Annotated in this window: 15 protein-coding genes; 7 read left to right on the forward strand and 8 right to left on the reverse strand. The window is 65.1% G+C overall.

What is annotated here, in order from left to right; all coding sequences use genetic code 11:
- The first annotated feature begins 49 nt into the window (after positions 1-49).
- Genes mltG through Q0176_RS01740 form a run of 3 tightly spaced genes read left to right on the forward strand, consistent with a single transcriptional unit; the run spans position 50 to position 4,866 of the window.
- Positions 50-1,084, forward strand: coding sequence for an endolytic transglycosylase MltG (gene mltG / locus Q0176_RS01730; protein ID WP_299298551.1), 1,035 nt, complete (start codon positions 50-52; stop codon positions 1,082-1,084).
- Positions 1,085-1,144: 60 nt separating this feature from the next.
- Positions 1,145-4,102 carry a DNA translocase FtsK gene (locus Q0176_RS01735; protein WP_299298554.1) on the forward strand — a complete coding sequence of 986 codons (2,958 nt, stop codon included), beginning with the start codon at positions 1,145-1,147 and terminating at the stop codon, positions 4,100-4,102.
- A 5-nt stretch (positions 4,103-4,107) separates the two neighbouring features.
- Positions 4,108-4,866 (forward strand): thiamine diphosphokinase, encoded by a 759-nt coding sequence (locus Q0176_RS01740; protein ID WP_299298557.1) that lies wholly within the window; start codon positions 4,108-4,110, stop codon positions 4,864-4,866.
- A 170-nt stretch (positions 4,867-5,036) separates the two neighbouring features.
- Here Q0176_RS01740 and Q0176_RS01745 read toward each other — a convergent pair whose 3' ends face one another.
- Positions 5,037-5,975, reverse strand: a complete 939-nt coding sequence (locus Q0176_RS01745) for a lysylphosphatidylglycerol synthase transmembrane domain-containing protein (RefSeq protein ID WP_299298560.1) — start codon at positions 5,973-5,975, stop codon at positions 5,037-5,039.
- 111 nt (positions 5,976-6,086) lie between these two features.
- Positions 6,087-7,295 (reverse strand): FprA family A-type flavoprotein, encoded by a 1,209-nt coding sequence (locus Q0176_RS01750; protein ID WP_299298563.1) that lies wholly within the window; start codon positions 7,293-7,295, stop codon positions 6,087-6,089.
- A 246-nt stretch (positions 7,296-7,541) separates the two neighbouring features.
- On the opposite strand from Q0176_RS01750, the gene Q0176_RS01755 reads away from it, so the two are divergent.
- From Q0176_RS01755 to Q0176_RS01765, 3 genes are all read left to right on the forward strand, one after another.
- The gene (locus Q0176_RS01755) at positions 7,542-8,495 is read left to right on the forward strand and encodes a radical SAM protein (protein WP_299298566.1); all 954 of its coding nucleotides are present in this window, start codon (positions 7,542-7,544) and stop codon (positions 8,493-8,495) included.
- 65 nt (positions 8,496-8,560) lie between these two features.
- Positions 8,561-8,866, forward strand: coding sequence for a TfoX/Sxy family protein (locus Q0176_RS01760; protein WP_299298569.1), 306 nt, complete (start codon positions 8,561-8,563; stop codon positions 8,864-8,866).
- Positions 8,867-8,994: 128 nt separating this feature from the next.
- The gene (locus tag Q0176_RS01765; RefSeq protein ID WP_299081276.1) at positions 8,995-9,168 is read left to right on the forward strand and encodes a 4Fe-4S binding protein; all 174 of its coding nucleotides are present in this window, start codon (positions 8,995-8,997) and stop codon (positions 9,166-9,168) included.
- 97 nt (positions 9,169-9,265) lie between these two features.
- Here the strand turns inward: Q0176_RS01765 and Q0176_RS01770 are convergent, their stop codons facing one another.
- The 6 genes from Q0176_RS01770 to Q0176_RS01795 all read right to left on the reverse strand — a co-directional run bounded on the left by Q0176_RS01770 (position 9,266) and on the right by Q0176_RS01795 (position 16,467).
- Positions 9,266-10,993, reverse strand: a complete 1,728-nt coding sequence (locus Q0176_RS01770; RefSeq protein WP_299298572.1) for a PTS fructose transporter subunit IIC — start codon at positions 10,991-10,993, stop codon at positions 9,266-9,268.
- A 16-nt stretch (positions 10,994-11,009) separates the two neighbouring features.
- Positions 11,010-11,957, reverse strand: a complete 948-nt coding sequence (locus tag Q0176_RS01775; protein ID WP_299298575.1) for a 1-phosphofructokinase family hexose kinase — start codon at positions 11,955-11,957, stop codon at positions 11,010-11,012.
- Positions 11,957-14,479 carry a phosphoenolpyruvate--protein phosphotransferase gene (gene ptsP, locus Q0176_RS01780; protein ID WP_299298578.1) on the reverse strand — a complete coding sequence of 841 codons (2,523 nt, stop codon included), beginning with the start codon at positions 14,477-14,479 and terminating at the stop codon, positions 11,957-11,959. Before ptsP ends, Q0176_RS01775 begins: the two co-directional genes overlap by 1 nt.
- 204 nt (positions 14,480-14,683) lie before the next feature.
- Positions 14,684-15,544 carry a TIGR02757 family protein gene (locus tag Q0176_RS01785; protein ID WP_299298581.1) on the reverse strand — a complete coding sequence of 287 codons (861 nt, stop codon included), beginning with the start codon at positions 15,542-15,544 and terminating at the stop codon, positions 14,684-14,686.
- A 64-nt stretch (positions 15,545-15,608) separates the two neighbouring features.
- Complete coding sequence (locus Q0176_RS01790; protein ID WP_299298584.1) at positions 15,609-16,094, reverse strand: ferritin; 486 nt, start codon at positions 16,092-16,094, stop codon at positions 15,609-15,611.
- Positions 16,095-16,098: 4 nt separating this feature from the next.
- Complete coding sequence (locus tag Q0176_RS01795) at positions 16,099-16,467, reverse strand: desulfoferrodoxin (protein ID WP_299298587.1); 369 nt, start codon at positions 16,465-16,467, stop codon at positions 16,099-16,101.
- A 338-nt stretch (positions 16,468-16,805) separates the two neighbouring features.
- Here Q0176_RS01795 and Q0176_RS01800 point away from each other — a divergent pair, with 338 nt between their 5' ends.
- Complete coding sequence (locus Q0176_RS01800) at positions 16,806-17,810, forward strand: FlgT C-terminal domain-containing protein (RefSeq protein WP_299298590.1); 1,005 nt, start codon at positions 16,806-16,808, stop codon at positions 17,808-17,810.
- Positions 17,811-18,190: the final 380 nt, after the last annotated feature.

Consider the following 18,190-nt stretch of genomic DNA (forward strand, 5'->3'; position numbering starts at 1 on the left):
ACCGTGAAGAAGGGGAGAGGAAACGGGTGGACGGGGAGTGCCTGAGCCGATGAGACGAAGCCTGTTCTGTCTGTCGATGTTGCTGGTGATGGGCCTTCTGCTGGGAGGCGCATCCTTCTGGCTGAAGCAGCCCAGCCCTTTTTGGGAAAGGGTTCTGCCCATTCCGGTGGGGGAGGTGCGTCTTGTCCTCATCCACCCGAAGATGAACGCCCGGCAGATCGCCCAGGCCTTTTTCGACCAGGGGGCCCTGACGGAGCCCTCCGCGAAACTGGCCCGATGGATGGCGCGTTTCGGGCTGGACCGCAGTTTTCGGCCCGGGAGCTATCGTGTCGTGCGCTCCGATGCCTGGAACCTGGCCCGCCAGCTTCGGACGGTGCGCCCGCTGTTGGCGAAGGTGACCATTCTCCCGGGGGCGGACGTCTTTTCCCTGCGGGACCTTTTCCGCCCGGAACAAAACCCCGATGCTCCGGGAAGCGGGGACCTCCTGAAACGTTCCATCCTGGACGGCCGCAGCTATCCCGAGGCGATGCGCGCGGTGCTTCCCGACGAGGAGGAATCGAGGATCGCGTGGCTTCTCCCGGATACCTATCTTCTCGTCGAGGAGTCCCCGGAGGAGCTGGTGCGTACGGCGGCGCACGCCTGGTGGGATCGGTACGGAGCTTCGGTTCGGTCCATGGCTTCCTCGGATCTTCTGGCCGCGGCGAAGATTGCCTCGATGGTGCAGCGCGAGGCCCTGTGGGATGCGGAGGGCCCCACGATCGCGGAGGTTATCCGAAACCGGCTGAAGAGGAACATGCCGCTGCAGATCGACGCGACGGTGGTCTATGCCTGGAAGCGCATGGGACGGAAGGTGACGCGGGTGCTTCACAGCGACCTGAACATCGATTCACCCTACAATACCTATCGTTTCCCGGGGCTTCCCCGGCACCCCATCTGCATCCCATCCACCTCCGCCTGGGATGCCGCGCTTGGCTCAGAGGAGAACCCGTATTATTATTATGTGGCCCGGAAGAACGGGTACCATTATTTTTCATCGACCTACGAGGAACATCTCCAAAACATAAAAAAAGCCCGCTCCGAATAGGCGCCGGCGGAGCGAAAAGGAAGTGCTACCGAATTTGAACGTGAGAGGCAGGATTTCACAATGCCCATAATACGCGGCAGCGGCAAGAAACCTCGAAAACCTTCGAACAAGCACGGCGCGGCGACACGGCATCCTGCCCGGAGAAGCTGGTTCGAACTGGCCCTTTTCTTCTTCTCGGCTATCGGAATATATCTGATTGCGGCTCTTTTCGACAGCGCCTGGACAGGGGCGTCGGGACGCCATATCGGGGCGTATCTGCGCTCCGTCTGGGGCGGGGCGCTCTTTGTCCCCCTGGCGTTCTGGCTGTATCTCTGCTTCGCCTGGTTCGTCCGCCTCCGGATCCCCCGGCTTCTGGGGCAGATTCTGGGGACGCTTCAGCTCTATCTTTCCATCGCCTTCATGCTGGGCCTGTTCCGGAAGGTCGGATGGAATTTAAGCTGGCGCTTGGCCGAACCCGGCCGAGTGGGGGACGGCCTGGCGCATTTCTTTGTCCTGAACCTGGGAGTCCTGGGGACGGTCATGGTGTCGTTCGCCTCCCTTTTCCTGGCCGGCCTGCTCTTCGGCTCGCGTTTTCTCTCGCTGTTGTCGCTGCTGCCCACAGCTCGCCCGTCGGATACGGCGGAATCGAAGCCGGCTCCGGAACCCAAGGAAAAGGGACGGAAGGAACCCCGGGAACCCCATGCCCCCAAGCACAGGGAGGAGGAAAGAAGCACGCACCTCGTGAGGAACGCCTCTCCCGGAGGCGTTCCCTTCGATCCCCTCCGGCCTGTGGGGACGCCGGGCACGTTTGACGATGAGGAGGAGGCCGGGGTCCCGGCGTCCGGGGAGGAAATGGAGACGCCTTCCCCGGATGCCGAGGGGATGCCCATCCCTCCCGATGTGGATGAGGAAGAGGAAGAGGGGCCGGAGTCCGTCCCCCACCCCGAGCCCTCGCCCGAGGTCCCCGTGCCCGAAGCCGAATCGGGACCGGAACCGGAACCGCAACGCGCCGATGACGCGGGCGAGTCGGACGAAGCCGTTGAGGTTGGCGGGGCCGAAGAACCGCTGTCCGCTGCCGGTCTCGATGCCGAGGCTCTCAATGCCGGGACCGCTGCGGAAGCGTCGACGGATGCCCCTCCGCAGACGGCGGTCGAGATCCTGGATCAGTTGCTGGAGTCCCTCGAGTCCGGAGAATTCGACGTCCTTATGCCTTTCAGGCGGGAAGCCCGGGGCGAACGTCCGTCGACCGGCCGTCCTCCGTTGGAGGTGCCGAAGGACTCTCCCGCCTCTCGGGCCCCGGGGGCCGCTGGGGAGGACGAGGCGGCCGTGGAGACCGTCGAGCTTCCCTTGAATAAGGCGATAGAGGGAGGACAAGAGGTTATCGAGGTGACCAGCACCCCGAAGGTCGGCCCCGAGGAACGCGTGCGGGAGATCCGCGAGCGGCTCGCCCCCTCTTCCGATGATTCGCATGCGGAGGCGGAGGAGGGGGCGGACGGCAGGGACACCGCCGTTCAGGAGACCTTCCCGGAGGTGGTCTTGCCCGAGGACGAGGAAGAGAAGCGCTTCCGTTCCGGGGTGTTTCCCCCTCCTCTGGACCTTTTCGGCCCTCCGGTTCGGGACTGGGACCAAGACGACGCCCTGGAGCTGGCCAACAAGCAGGCGGAGGTCATCGTCGATACGCTGCAGAATTTCGGCGTCAAGGCGACGGTCGCCCATATCGTGGTGGGCCCCTCCGTCATTCAATTTCAGATAGAGCTGGCGCCGGGCATCAAGGTCAGCAAGGTCGCGGGGCTGGCCAACGACCTGACGATGGCCCTGGCGGTCGTGTCGGTTCGTGTCGAGGCCCCTATCCTGGGGCAGCATTATGTGGGTATCGAGATCCCCAATCCGAAGCGCAAGGGAATCGCCCTGCGCTCCGTGATGGAGTCCGAGGAGTTTCAGCAGGGAGAGTTCCTTCTGCCGCTGCCGATGGGGATGCGGGTCGACTCCCGTTACCTGGTCTGCGGCCTCGAGGACATGCCGCATCTGCTGGTCGCCGGGACCACGGGGTCGGGCAAGAGCGTCTTCGTCAATGGCTGCATCCTGGGGATGTGCCTGCGTCGCCCCCCCGAGGAGCTGCGCCTGATCCTCGTGGACCCCAAACATGTGGAGTTCGCCATCTACGAAGGATTGCCGCACCTCCTGGCCCGGCCCGTCTCCGACCCGCGGCAGGCCATCGCCGCACTCTCCTGGGCCGTGCAGGAGATGGAGCGCCGCACGGAGTGTTTTGCGCGCGCACGGGTCCGCAATCTTGCCTCCTATAACGACAAGGTCCTGCCCAAGGATCGTTTCCCCAATATCGTCGTGGTGGTCGACGAGCTGGCGGACCTGATGTACACGGCCGGCAAGGAGGTGGAGGGACTGATCGCCCGTCTGGCTCAGAAGGCCCGTGCCGCGGGGATCCACCTGATCCTGGCGACCCAGCGGCCCTCCGTGGACGTCATCACCGGCCTGATCAAGGCGAACGTCCCGGCGCGCGTGGCTTTTGCCGTGCCGTCCCAGACGGACTCCCGGACGATCATCGACGCCGCTGGGGCCGACAAGCTGCTCGGGAAGGGCGACATGCTCTTCTTCAGCACGCGCTATCCCCGCCCGCTCCGCCTTCAGGCCCCCTTCATCACCGAGGAGCGCACGCTGGATTTCGTGGAGTACATGAAGGGGACCTTCGGGGAGCCGGAGTACATCGAGTTCGAGGACCCGGGCAATCCCGCGGGAGAGGGCAACGGAAAGAACGGCACGAGCATCGTCGACGACCCCAAGATGGAGGAGGCGATCCACGTCGTCATGGACACGGGCATCGCCTCCGCAAGCGGCCTTCAGCGCTACCTCAACATCGGTTATCCCAGGGCCGGCCGAGTGATTACGGGCCTGGAACAGCTGGGCATCGTGGGGCCGCAGCCCGGAAACTCCTCGAAGCCCCGGGACATCTTGATGGACGAGGAGGGCGCTTTCGAGGCTTTGAAGCGCGCGCGGACGGGCGGACTGTTCGATGAGGAGTGAGGCGCGTGCGCTCCTCTGAGCCCGTGCGCCCCTTCGAGTCGCCCGAGCTCGAATTCGAGGCGGCGCTCGAGCTGGAATTGCCTCGGATGCGCGCTCTTTTGAGGCGGCACGGGGAGGCGCCGTCAAGCTCTCCGCCTCCGTTGCTGGTGTTGGGGGGCCGCGCTCCCGATCCCGATTGGCTGCGGAAGGTCTCCCTCGGACGGGAGACCTGGGCGCTGGACCGGGGGGCCGACGCCTGTCGAGCCGCCGGGGTCGTGCCGTCCCGTATCCTGGGGGATTTCGATAGCGTCTCGGATGGGGCCAGGGAATGGGCCGAGCGGATGGGCGCGAAGACGGACCGCTATACGCCGGACAAGGACGATACGGACTTTCAGCTGGCCCTGAGGCTGCTGTCCGGGGATGTCGTCGTCACCGGGTGCTGGGGCGGGCGTTTCGACCACGCCTTCTCGAACGTCTTTTCATCGCTTTGGGCCATGGAGCGTGGGGTGAGGGTCCTCTGGTTCGCCGACGAGCGCGAGGTCCTCTTCCCTCTGCGGGGCCCCGCAAAACTTGAGCTGGACTTTGAAATCCTACCCTCGGCGCTGTCGCTTCTGTCCCTTACGGCCTTCTGCGAGGGGGTCTCCATCGAAAACGTGAAGTGGCCGCTCGATGAGGCCGATCTGGCGCAGGGCTCCCCGCGGGAGATCAGCAACGTCCCCCTGGGCCGTCCCGTCCGGGTCGAAGTGCGCTCGGGAGTCCTCGGGGTCTACGGGGAATGCCGATGAAACTCGATGCCATCGACTGAAAGCGATGGATTTAAGCCTGGTGTCGTCATTCGAAAGAATTGGAATTTGAAAGCAGGCGCCGTCCGCAGGGTCGATCCCGAGGGCGGCGCCTCTTAATGTTTGTGCTGATGCGGCATGTTCATGCGAAGGGTTGTGTGCGTGTCCCGGCGTCAGCCTTCCGCCCCCTCCTTCTTCGGTTCGGGAGGGAACAGCAGCATGGCCAGCCCTCCGGCCAGAGTGACGGGGATGAACTGTGCCATGTGGGCGAAGAGCGCTGCGGCCAGGGCCTGATCGTGCGGCACGTCGTGCGCCCTCAGTGCGGCCACGGCGATGGCCTCGTAGACCCCGATGGCCCCGGGGGACGAGGGCAGAAGCATCCCCAGGCTGCTGAGCGCGAAGACGCTCAGGGCCGCTTTCCAGCTCAATCCCAGCCTGGCGACCCCATTGAGCGCCGTGATCGTCTCCAGGGCGTAGAGGCTCCAGACGAGGAAGGAGGTCGAGGCCATCCAGACGAGGCGCCCCGCCGTCAGATGACCGGCGAGGGCCGACAGGAAACGCTGGAGAAAGCCCGTGATCTCTCGGGGCAGGGGTAGGCGCGCGGCCCAGGAGACGACCTTCGGACAGCGCCGCATCAGGAGGAGGACGAGCCATCCTGCGAGCAGGCACGCCAGGAAGAGAAGCGTCGCGCTCCGCCGCCCCACGTGCCATACAAACCACAGGCTCAGCAGCGCCAGGGCGTTGACGTCGAAAAAACGCTCCATGAACACGATCCCCAGCGCGGCATCCGCGGGCAGATGGTTATTGCGCCCGATCCAGACGGCCTTGGCCACCTCACCGGCCTTGGCTGGGACCACGTTGTTGACGGCCAGCCCCGCCAGGGTGGCGCAGAAGGCCGAGCGGAACGAGAGCGGAGGGGTGTTCATCCGGGTGAGCCTCACGCCCATGACGGCATAGGCCGCGAAGGAGACGGCCGTCGTGAGGAGCATGGGGGGCAGGGGAAAACGGCTCAGGACATCCCACAGCTCCCTCAGGGGTACGCCCCGGAAGGCATGGAACAGGCAGAAAAGAGAGATGCCGTATTTCAGGACAGCGGAGATAAAACGGTTCATACGCGGGTCCGATTCCCCTTCATGTACGCTGGATGAAAAGGCTCAGCAAAGACGCTCCATCATCGATGGAGCGTCGAACGACGGCTTGCTGCAAAGGGTCCTTCCGCCCCGTCAGCTCTGCAGGGGGCAGGGGCCTCCGACCTGACGGCCCAGGTTTTTACCCAGCTCCACGCACTGCTCCAGGTCCTCGGCGGTGGGGGAGGCGAAGACCTCGACCTCGGGGCCGACGACCTCCAGCTTGATGTCCCTGGCGAACTCCCTCAGTGCGTCCAGGGCGCCGCGGCTCCAGCTGTAACTGCCCGCGATGCCCAGCGCCCGGTTTTTGGGCATGCGATTGAGCAGTTTGGAACAGAGCGCCTCCATTGGGGGAAAGAGCAGGGTGTTGTAGGTGCAGCTCAGCAGGGCGAAGCCCCTGTAGCGCCAGATGTCGCGCAGGATGTGGGAGGGGGCGCTCCGGGCGGCGTCGTAGAGGTGGACGTCCTTGACGCCGCTATCGGAGAGCCCGCTGCAGACGGCCTCCGCCATGCGCCTGGTGTTGCCGTACATGGAGCCGTAGACGACGACGGCCCCGCAGTCGGCCTCGTAGCGACTCCAGCGGTCGTACAGCCCGATGACCTGTCCCACGTCCTCGCGGAACAGGGTGCCGTGGGCGGGGAAGATGTTCTTGATGGGCAGGGAGGCGAGCTTTTTCAGGGCGACCTGAACGACGTTGGAATAGCGTCCGACGATGGTCGCGTAGTAGCGCAACATCTCGCCCTCCCATCGTGTGCGGGTCTTGGAGTCGTCGAAGAGCCCCCCCTCGTGGGCGCCGTAGCCGCCGAAGGAATCGTTGGAGAACAGGACGCCCGTCGTCGTGTCGAAGGTCACCATGCTCTCCGGCCAGTGGACCATCGGGACGGTCGCAAACTGCAGGACGTGTCCTCCAAGGTCGAGGGTGGTCCCGTCCTTCACCAGCACGGTGTCGGTATCGATGCCGTGATATCCCTTGAGAAGGGGCATGGTCTTGGCGTTGCCGACGAACTTCAGGCCGGGGTGGCGCGCCCGCAGCTGGGAGATCAGCCCCGCGTGGTCGGGCTCCATGTGGTTGACGACCAGATAATCCAGCGGACGGCCGCCAAGGACCTCCTCCAGTTTATGAAAATACTCATCGAGCCAGGGGCCCTTGACCGTGTCGATGGCGGCGGTCTTCTCGCCCGTCACGACGTAGGCATTGTAGGACACGCCCTGGGGCAGGTCCCAGAGGGATTCAAAAAGGTCGGTTTCGTGGTCGTTGACGCCCACCCACCACGTGTCCTTGTTGACCGGTACGGCTTTGTGCATGTCGGTCTCCTTTCGATCGAAAAAACAACGAAACCGACTCTTGCACGTCCTGCCCGCGCAGGACGATGGGGTCGGTGAAGGATGTTACATCCCAAGCTATTTTACCCCATGTTCGAGCGATAGCCTACAATATGGTTCGGACGGGACGGTAAAATATAGACCGAACCGGATCTCCGTTCTGCAGGAGCACGGATACGACGTTTCCTGCCTCCTGCGGGGGGGAGGGGCGGAAAAGAGGTGATTCCCATGGACCATGATTTCATGGAGACGGCGGCGCGCTTCAAGCGGGAGCTTTACGGCGAGTACGGATACTTCTATTATGTGCCCATGGCGGAATCCCGTACCGTACAACTCCCCGTCACCGTGGGGTGCAGCTATGGGCGCTGCCTCTTCTGCGATTTGAATCAGGGGATGAGGTACCGGGAGCTTCCCCTTCCGGAGATACTGGACAAGATAGGGAAGCTGCGTTTCATTCACCAGCACGACCGCAGGCCCGTGCGTCGGTGCCTTCTGGCCGGGGGGAATCCCTTCGGCCTGCCGACGGAAAAACTGCTGCGGATCGCCGGGGCGCTTCGCGCGGCCTTCCCGGAGGATGAGTACATCTCCTGTTTCGCCCGGGCGGACGATGTCCTGGAGAAGTCGGCGGCGGAGCTCCGGGTGCTTCGCGAGGCCGGGTACGACCGCCTCTGCCTGGGGATCGAGTCGGGGTCGGATCGGGTGCTCCTCTATCAGGAGAAGGGGATGGGCCGCGCCGGGAACGCTGCGGCCATGAGAGCCCTGGATGACGCCGGGATCCGTTATTCCGTCTACATCATGCTGGGACTGGGAGGGCGCGCCCTCTCGGAGGAGCATATCGCCGAGACGGCAAGCCTGCTGAACGGGGCGTATCCCTTCGAGCTGACGGTGGTGACTCTGGTGCTGTTCAAGGGGGCCCGGCTGGCGGGCCGGGTTCGGGCCGGGGAGTTCAAGCGCCTTCGTCCTCCGGAGGCTCTGGGCGAGGGCCGGCGTCTCCTGTCCCTGCTGGAGATCCCGACCGTCTACGATGGGACGCACAAGACCAACGCCTTTCCGCTCAAGGGACGCCTGCCGGAGCACAGGGAGCTTCTGCTGTGTCGGATGGATCAGGCCATCGAGAGCCTGAGGCAGGGGGACGAGCAGGGCCATGAGGTTCGGCGATGGCGTAATTGGTTTACGGAGTAGCGGAGCGTCGCCTCGGAGCGTTGCTCTTCCGCTGGCGCCGCTCCCAGGATGAGGAGGTGCAGAAAGTGAACGGTTCCCTTTCCTCCATGCCCAACGTCGGACCGGTGCTGGAGGACCTGTTGAAACGCGCGGGGGTGGGGAGTCCCGAGGCTCTGAGAGCGATCGGGAGCCGCGAGGCCTGGCTCAGGATACGCGGCATCGACCCCTCGGCCTGCCTGCACATGCTTCAGGCCCTCGAGGGTGCGGTCCGCGGCGTCGGGAAAAAGGACCTGCCCGAGGCCGTCAAGGCGGGGCTGCGGGAGTTCTTCGAGGAGCGCCGCAAAGGCGGGGAGGGGCAGCGCTTCGGCGGGGGACGAGGCGACTCGGAGTAGCGGATTACTCTTTTTCCGCGGAGCATCGGGCTATAGCCCTGTGTTATAATGAAAATATCAAAACTGTGGGGGTTTTGAGCGACTTTTGTTTTGGGAACGAGTTTTTTGAGAACGAGGAGGAGTGTCAAATGGCTAAAGCGGTCGTTGACGCCGGCACGTGTGTGGCGTGCGAGGCGTGCGTGGGAACGTGCCCTGTCGAGGCTATCGCGATGACGGACGGCAAGGCGAAGGTCAACCCCGATACCTGCATCGAGTGCGGGAGCTGCGTTTCGGCCTGCCCGGTCAGCGCGATCTCCCAGTGAGTCGCTGAGGAGCGGGTTTCGGAAAGTTGGTTTCTAAAAGAGGGAGGACGCCTGCCGTCCTCCCTCTTCATTTTTGTTCGACTTTCCTCGGACTCCGTTACACTTCTTTCAGTGGCCTCTTGAACAGTCCCAACAGCACGGTGCTGGCGATCGTCCCCGCCGCGATGGCGGCGAGATAGCCCCAGACGTGTGTGGCCGCCTCCGGGATCGTCAGGACGAAGACCCCCCCGTGCGGAACCTTGAGCTCCGCACCGACGAGCATGGAGATGGCCCCGGCCAGGGCGGACCCCACGGCGAGCGCCGGGATGACCCGCAGCGGGTCCCGGGCCGCGAAGGGGATGGCTCCCTCCGTCACGAAGGCAAGCCCAAGGACGGCCGCGGCGTTTCCGGCCTCCAGCTCCTCGCGCGTGAATCGGTTCCGGAACAGGCGGCACGCGAGCGCCAGGGCCAGGGGCGGCGTCATCCCGCCCGCCATGACCGCAGCCATCGGGCTGTAGATCTGAGTGGTGATGAGCCCCGTGGCAAAGGCATAGGACGCCTTGTTGATCGGTCCCCCCATATCGATGGCCATCATCCCCCCCAGGAGCAGCCCCAGGAGGACCGAGCTCGCCCCGCGCATCCCCTGGAGCCAATCGGTAAGGGCCTGGAGCGCCCGGGCCACGGGGGTCCCGACCGCGTACAGCATCAGGAGTCCGGTTATCAGGGTGCCCAGAAGCGGGAGGATCAGCACCGGCTTGAGCCCGGCGAGGTTCTTGGGAAGCCGGATAGCCCGGTTCAGGAGGTCCGTCGCGTACCCGGCGATGAAGCCGGCCACGATGCCGCCGAGGAACCCCGCACCCAGGTTGGCCGCCAGGACGCCGCCGACCATGCCGGGGGCGATGCCGGGGCGGTCCGCGATCGAGTAGGCGATGTAGCCGGCCAGCACCGGTACGATCAGCGTGAAGGCGCCCGTGGCGCCGATCGTGAAGAGTGCGTGCCCAAGGGTTCCCGCGTTGGATTCGTTCCCCGCGTAGATGCCGCCGAAGGCGAACCCGAGGGCGATCAGGAGGCCGCCCGCGACGACGAAGGGAAGCATGAACGAGACTCCGGTCATCAGGTGCTTGTACGGCCCGGCCTTCCTCTGGGATGCCGCCGCCTCGGAGGACGCCTTTTCCGCGTCTCCCGCCTGAACCGTCGCCTCCGAGAACGCCTGACGGATCAGGGCCTCGCCGGCCGTGATCGCCGGCTTCGTCGCCGCGGCGAAGACCCGCTTGCCGACGAAGCGGCTGCGTTCCACCTCCTTGTCCGCGGCGATGAGGACGAGGGCTGCCCTGGATATCTCCTCGGGCGTCAGGGGCGTTCCTGCGCCGACGGACCCCTGGGTCTCCACCCGGATATCGTAGCCCAGAGCTTTGGCCGCCTGCTCCAGCCCCTCGGCGGCCATGAAGGTGTGCGCGATGCCGGTCGGGCAGGATGTGATCGCCACGATGAGCTCCTTCTTCGTTCCCCCGGCCGGTGCGCCGGATGACGCCGCTCCCCCGGAGAGCAGCTCCAGCGCCCCCGTCGGGTCGGCCAGGATCGATCCGATATCGACGACGGGGATGGGCTCCGCGCGCTCCGGGACGGCCGGGTCCTTTTCCCCCGCCTTTCCCCCGATGAGAAGGATGCGGTCGTCGGGGCCGGGCGGCGTGTCGAAGGCGGCCAGCGTCGCGCCGTTCGCCCGGACCTCGACCTCCAGCTTCCGGCCCAGACGTTCGGCCGCGCTCCTCAGGGCCTCCGCGGCAAGGATACCGCGGGGCGCGGACGCTCCTCCATTGACGATAAGAAACAGCGTGTCCTTTTCCACGATGCTTTCCCCTCCCTTACAGTCCGATGCTCTTCAACTCGACGGACGAGGCGATGGCCTCTATGGCCCCGTGGTCCCGGAGGCTGCCCTCGAAATCGGCGTCGACCCGTGCCGCCGCAAAGGCGGTCCCGAGGCGCGCCGCGCGCTCGAGGTCGCCACCCTCGCTCTGGGCGGCGAGGATGCCGGCGACCATGGAGTCGCCCGCCCCGACGGTGCTCGAAAGCCGGTCCAGCCGCTTACTTGCGTGCAGGGCCCCCTCTTTGGAGAAGAAAATCGCCCCGTCCCCTCCCATCGAGACCGCGAGCAATGCCATCCCCCCCGCCAGGAGCGCCTTGGCCGCGCGGATCAGGTCCTCCTCCGTCTCGATGGTCCGTCCGGTCCATGCCGCGAGCTCGCTCCTGTTCGGTTTGGCGCAGAACGGTTTGACGGGAGCGTCAAGGGCCGTTTTCAGCGCCTCCCCGCTGGTGTCCAGCATCACCTGGGCGCCAATGTCCCGGAGCTTTTGGGTCAGGTTCGCGTAGATATCCGTCCCGCACCCCTTGGGCAGGCTCCCCGAGAGGGAGACGATGCAGGGCCCCTCCTTCGCCAGATCCAGAAGGATCGTCTCCAGGCTGCGGAGCACGGGGGCGTCCGCGCGAAGCCCGGGGAGGTTGACGTCGGTCGTCTCGTCGCCGTCCACGATCTTCACGTTCGTGCGCGTCTTGCCCGGGACCCGGACAAAGCGGTCGTCCAGCCCCTTCTCGCGGAAGAGCCCCTCGAATATCCCGACGTTGTCGGCGCCGATCAGGCCGGTGACGGAGGAGCCCAGCCCCCAGTCGGCCAGAAACGAGGCGACGTTGATCCCCTTGCCGCCCGGTGTCTCGGTCACGGACTCGGCCAGGTTGACGGACCCCCGCGCGAGCGGTTCCGCGAGCCCTACCGTCATGTCGATCGCGGGGTTCAGGGTGACGGTCACGATCCTCATCATTGGGCCTCCTGTTCCAGAGCCCGGACGGCCTCCGCGCTGTCCTGCTCCAGGGCCCTCTCCGCCAGGGCCCTGAGCTTCGCGTAATCGTGCGCACGGAGCCGGGCCTTGACCGCAGGGATGTCGCGGGGGGTCATCGACAGCTCCGTCACCCCGAGCCCGACCAGCAGCGAGGCCCCGAACGGATCTCCGGCGATGCCGCCGCAGATGCCCACCCACTTGCCGTGCTTTTCGGCTCCCTCGACCGTCCTTCGGACGAGGCGCAGGACGGCGGGGTGAAGGGAGTCGGCCGAGGCGGCCAGCTCCGGGTTCTGGCGGTCTATGGCCAGGGTGTATTGGGTCAGGTCGTTGGTCCCGATGGAGAAGAAGTCCACCTCGGGTGCGTATTCCTCGGCGAGGAGGGCGGCGGCCGGGACCTCGACCATGATGCCCAGAGGGATGCGGGGCGCGTCGAGCGAGGCGCGAACCTCCTCGCAGACGGCGCGGAAACGGCGTATCTCCTCCAGAGTCCCGACCATGGGGAACATCACGGACAGTCCGTTCCCCTCCCCGGCGGCGCGGTAGAGGGCGCGAACCTGCGGGTAGAGGAGCTCCGGCCGGCGGAGCAGCAGACGCACGCCGCGCACGCCCAGGAACGGGTTCTCCTCGTGGGGAAGGTTCAGGTGCGGGACGCGCTTGTCCCCGCCGATGTCGAGGGCCCGGACGATGAGGGGCCTGCCGCCGAGAGCGCTCAGCATGGCGCGGTAGATCTCGTACTGCTCGTCCTCGGTCGGGGTCGTGTCCCGCTCCAGAAAGAGGAACTCCGTGCGCATCAGTCCGACGCCCTCGCAGCCCATGTCGATGGCCTCCGCGACCTGGGACGGCCGGTTGACGTTCGCGGCGACCGCGATGATGCGGCCGTCGGCGGTTTTCCCCGGCTCCATGCGGGCGGCCCGTTCCGCCTCCTCCCTCTCTCTGAGGGTGCGCATCCTTTCCCTGGCGGCCGACAGGTCCTCCTCGGTGGGGTCCAGCCAGACCCTGCCGGTGTCCCCGTCGACGATGGCCGTCGAGGCGGATTTGTCCAGGAGATCGCGTCCCAGGGCGACGACCGCGGGGATCCCGAGGGTACGCGCGATGATCGCGGTGTGCGACGTCGGCCCGCCCAAGGCCGTGACGAGCCCTGCGACCCGCTCACGGTCCAGCCCGGCGGTGTCCGATGGGGAGAGGTCCTCGGCCACGATGACGGCCGGCGAGTCGGGGGTCCCGGCGGGGGATGGGGATTCCTCGCCCTCCTCCTCCCGCAGGGCCGAGAGGACCCTGCGTCCCACGTCCCTCATGTCCGCGGCCCGCGCCGCCAGAAGCTGGTTGTCGATCGACGCGAGCTCGTCGGCCAGAGTCTCGACCGCGTGGTTCCACGCCCATGCCGCGCCGTGCCCGGCGACAATCGTCCGGGAGGCCAGGGTGAGGAGCCTGGTGTCCTCGAGAATGCCGAGGTGGGCCCTGAAGATGGCCGCCTCGTTCTGCCCCAAACGGCGGACGGTCTCCTCGATGACCTCCTCGAGCTGCCGTCTGGCCCTGTCGATGGCGGACTCCAGCAGACGGGCGGATTCCTCCAGCGATGCGGGTTCATCCTCCACCTCCGTCGTACGGGCGCCGAGCCTGACGATCGTGCCCGTCGCCATACCCGGACTCGCGGAGACCCCCTTCAAAGCGGGTTTGCCGCTCGGAGGAACCCAGGCGTTCCCCGGGGGCACGACCTCGGCCGCCTTGCGCGCGGCGCGCTCGAAATCCTCCTTTTCCTGCGCGGAGAGGCCGGCCATGACCTCCTTCATCCGTTGGACCGCGGCCTTGGCCTTTTCGCCCGAGGCCGAGATGACGATCGTCTCCCCGGACTTGACGCCGAGCTGAAGCAGGGAGAGGAGGTTCCGCGGGTCCGCGGTGTCGGAGCCCCGGCGCAGGCGTAAGGGCCCGTCCAGGGCCTTCGCGGCGTTCACCCAGAGCGAGGCGGGACGCGCGTGCAGGCCGGAGGGGTAGTCGACCACCCATTCGTCCCGGACCTCCAGGTCCTCGGCCTCGGCGGGTTTCGCATCCTCGGCGCCGCGCTCCTCGGAGAGGGCCGAGACGATATCGGCGGCGGAGTCCGTGCTGGACAGGCGCGCGATCCGCTCCTCATCCTGGATCAGCCGCGTCAGCCGTTTCAGGATGGCCAAGTGTCCGTCGGACCTTGCGGCTATCCCCACGACCAGCTTCGCGGTCTGGCCGGCGTTCCACTCGACGCCGGCAGGGACCTGCAAAACAGCGATGCCGTCGTGCCGGACGCAGTTCTTGTCCTCGACCTTGCCGTGGGGGATGGCGATGCCCGCCCCCAGGAAGGTGTCCGCGGCCTTTTCCCGCTCCGCCATGCTCGCCACGTAGGGAGGATCGACGTACCCGGCGTTGCGCAGCAGTTCCCCGACCTCACAAATGGCGGATGCCTTGTCCTTGGGCGTGCCGCCGGTCCTGACGAGGGCGTCCGAGATGAGCGGAAATTGCTTGTCTGACATACAAAAAGCCTCCTTTCGGACCAAAACGAATCCAACCAAACCCAACCAAACCCAACCGGAGTACGGCGGTCGAGAACAAAAAATCCAGGAATTCCGAAGGTGCCAGTTCGTTGAAGAAAGAGCCGTTCGGCAGATCAGAGAGCTTGGAACGTCTTCATTATATATTGGATTATGCGGATTATGGGGTGGGATGAGGCCGGGGTTTCATGGGCCGAGCAGGTCCGAAAGGGCGTCGGCGTGCAGGCCGGTTCGGATACCGAAACGGCTCAGGACGAAGTCGTACCGCGTGGGGTCTTCCGGCGCAACCTCGCGGAACCTCTCCGTGATCTCGAGCGCCGTAGCGAGGTCCGCCTGTTTCCTCTTCGTCAGTCCCAGCTTCAGCGCGATGGCGTGGATGTGCGTGTCCGTCGGCATGATGAGGTCGCGCGGGGTGACGGCCCTCCACCCTCCGGGGTCGACGTCGTCCCTCCGCACCATCCACTTCAGGAGGAGAAAGAGCCGTTTGCAGGCGCTGCCGTCCCTCGGGGCCGTCAGGAGCGGAAACCCCCGCCGCTCCGGCGAGAGCGCGTCGGAGAATCCGTCCAGGGCGCTCAGAAGATCGGCGCTTTTCTCCAGACAATGACGCAGAAGCCCCTCCAGGCTCCCATGCTCTCTCTGGGCCCGTGCGGCGTTGGCCAGGAGGCTCTCCACCTCCCCGGCCGCGGTGAAACGGTGCTTGAAGCCCTCGAGGAGCCGGGACGGCGCCTCTGGATGGGCAATCAGAAAACGGTGCGGGCTCGGACCCAGGGGATCCAGGACCCGTGAGACGCTCTTCAGGATCTGGGCGACGCGGCCATAGGCCAGCGAGGAGGCGACAAGCCCCGCGATCTCTCGGTCGAGCGGGTCGTCGTAACGGTAGAGAAACAGGAGCGGATCGGGGTGGATCAGCTCCCTGCGGTTATAGACGAAGTAGAGCCCGTCCAGAAACGGTTTCAGGCGGATGAGCCCCGGATGGGCGGCCTTTGCTGGATGACAGGTATTTCCTGGATGGGAGGCATTCCCGGAGAGGGATGGATTATCGCACATGGCGGAGCATACGAAAAGAGGGAACGGCGGTCGCCGTTCCCTCGCAGCCGTCGTACCGCGGACGCTAGCGTCCGCCCAGCTCCTTGTCCAGCAGATAGATGCTGGCGTGGGAGTCGCCCACAAACTCCAGCTTGCGGACGATGGCCTCGACGTTCGCCTCCTCCTCCACCTGCTCGTCGACGAACCACTTGAGCATGGAGCTGGTGGCGTGGTCCTTCTCCTCGATTGCCTGGTCCATCAGCTTGTCGATGCGTTCGGTCACGTACCGTTCGTGCCGGAGGGACTCCTTGAAGACGCTCAGGGGGCCGTCGTAGCTCTCTTTGGGTTTGGCGATCTCCCCGATCTTCACGCGGGCGCCGCGCTCGTAGAGATGTTCGATGAATCTCTCCGCGTGCTCGAGCTCCTCGTGGTACTGTTTCTCCATCCAATGGGCCATCCCCGGCAGGTTGCAGTCCTGAAAGTATGCGGCCATGCCCAGGTAGATGTAGGCGGAATCGAATTCAGCCTTGATCTGGTCGTTGATCGCGGCCGCCATTTTTTCGGAAATCATCGTATTATCTTTCTCCCTTCCAAAGTCCATGCAGATTGCAATACTCGCGCGCGGTAACTCCGTGGTGTCCGGCGCCGACAAATTCGGCCCTGGGCTGCTCGCCCGGCTTGAGAAACTGACGGCAGACCTTGTCGCCGTCGATGAGCTCGATCCACTCGATATAGTGCTCCTCGGCCATCGGATGCGCGACGCTCCCCACCTTCACCGCGCCATCCTCGAACACCGGCACGTGCTTCTCCTGGGCGGCGTCGGTGGTGTTCTCCTTCATCTGCTTCATGGATTCCCCGCAGCAGGACAGCGCGCCGCTCCCGGCGTGCAGAACCTCCACCATGCCGCCGCACTTGGCGCATTTGAAGATGCTCAGTCTTTCCATAATATAACGAAACTCCCCTCTCAAGTGAACTCGTGTTGCGTCTGAAGCCCTGTTCCCCTCGGCGAAAATAGTACATCAAATTCCGATTTGACGCAAGCAGGAAAAATACGGAGCTAATGAAGATAAGATTCAGAAGATAAATCGTCGGCGATTTCCTCCTCGGATACGGTAAAATAGAGGCAGGTTGGGTTTCGCAGGATGATTCGGGGCCCGACTTCGAAAATGTCGGGTTGGAAGATGCCGGAGGGGGGACCCCGGGGAGCGGGGCCTCTCGCATAGGCCCTTACGGTTTGGGAGTGACGGGGACATCCATGAAGAACAGGATATGTGGGGCGTTTATGGCGCTTTTACTGTTTTGTGCGGGCTCCGTCTGTCAGGCGGCCGAGCCGCGGCGCCTGCACGTGGTGATCCTTCCGACGGAGAACACGACCGGCCTCCAGGTCTGGGAGAGCAAGTATTACCCCTATAATGTCCTGGAGCGCAAGATGACGGACTACCTGGAGGTGCTCTTCAAGCGTTCGCCCCTGATCGACGTCCAGGTCCTGGATGAATCCGGCATGAACCGCTGGTTCGCCTCCGGGCATCGTCCGGGGGATATGGCGTTGCAGATGGAGCTGTTCGACGCGGTGTTCGAGGAACGGAACGTCCTGGGCAAGCTGGAAAAGGGGCGGGTGAGCCTGCGGATCCGCATCCTGGACACCGTCCAGGCGCGTCAGTTCGCCATGAGGGTCGCGGAGGGAACCGACAGGCGCTTTACCTTTGATGGGGAGAAACTTTATTGGCTGGACGCGGCGCTCGTCTCGCTCCCGGTCCCCTTCAAGGACGGCCTCGATCTTCTGGGGCTGACGGGTGCAAAGGACCGGGGACAGAGGATGAGCCACCCGACGTGGGAGCAATTTCGCACCTCCGTGCAGTGGCAGGCCCTCAAAAAGGGGATCGAGGACGCTCAGGCTCAGGCCATGGGGCAGGTCAGCAACGCCATTCGCCGCAACGACCCGAGAGCTGAGGCCGAGGGGCGCGACCGTTTTTCCCCCGCCATCACCACCGTGGGGCGGATCATCTCGCCTACGGCGGGGTCGAGGCGCCGAAGGAGGGAGTTCATCATCTCGATTGGGCGGCAGGACGCCCTGCGGGTGGGGGATGTCCTGGATGTCGTCAGAGGGGATACCTACGTGACCGTGGATCCGGAAAACCCCGTTGTGGTGCTTCAGAACACGATCGGCAAGGTCAAGGTGGTCTCCGTTCAGGAGAAGAACGCGGTAGTGCGGGTCGTCAAGGATAACCGAAAGGACCCCATACAGCTGAAGGACACCGTCATCAAGGTGACGGGGCCGAGGAGTTGAGGATCGCCATGGGCGGATATTCGCGCGGAAGTGTAAGGTTTTTTGCCCTTCTGGCTCTCTTGCTTGGGGCCTTGGCCGGCTGCGGGCCCGTCTGGGCCAATGGGAACGTCTCGGCCGACGAAGTGCCGCCCCCCGTCAGAAAATCGGTGAAGAGGGCCCCGATAAAGAAAGCGGCGCCCAAGGCGAGAAAAACCAAGAAAAAGACCCCATCGGCGCCGGTGCGAAAGAAAGCCGTTCCCTCCCGTCCCCGCATTTCCTCCCTGCGGCAGGGAATCGCCCTCATGCGCGAAGAGCGCTACGAGGCGGCGTATCCGTGGCTGCAGAAGGCCGTGCAGGAGGAACGGCGCAATCCCGAAGCGTGGTATTGGTATGGGATGTAC

The organism is uncultured Fretibacterium sp., from assembly GCF_938040765.1.
Lineage (GTDB): Bacteria > Synergistota > Synergistia > Synergistales > Aminobacteriaceae > CAJPSE01.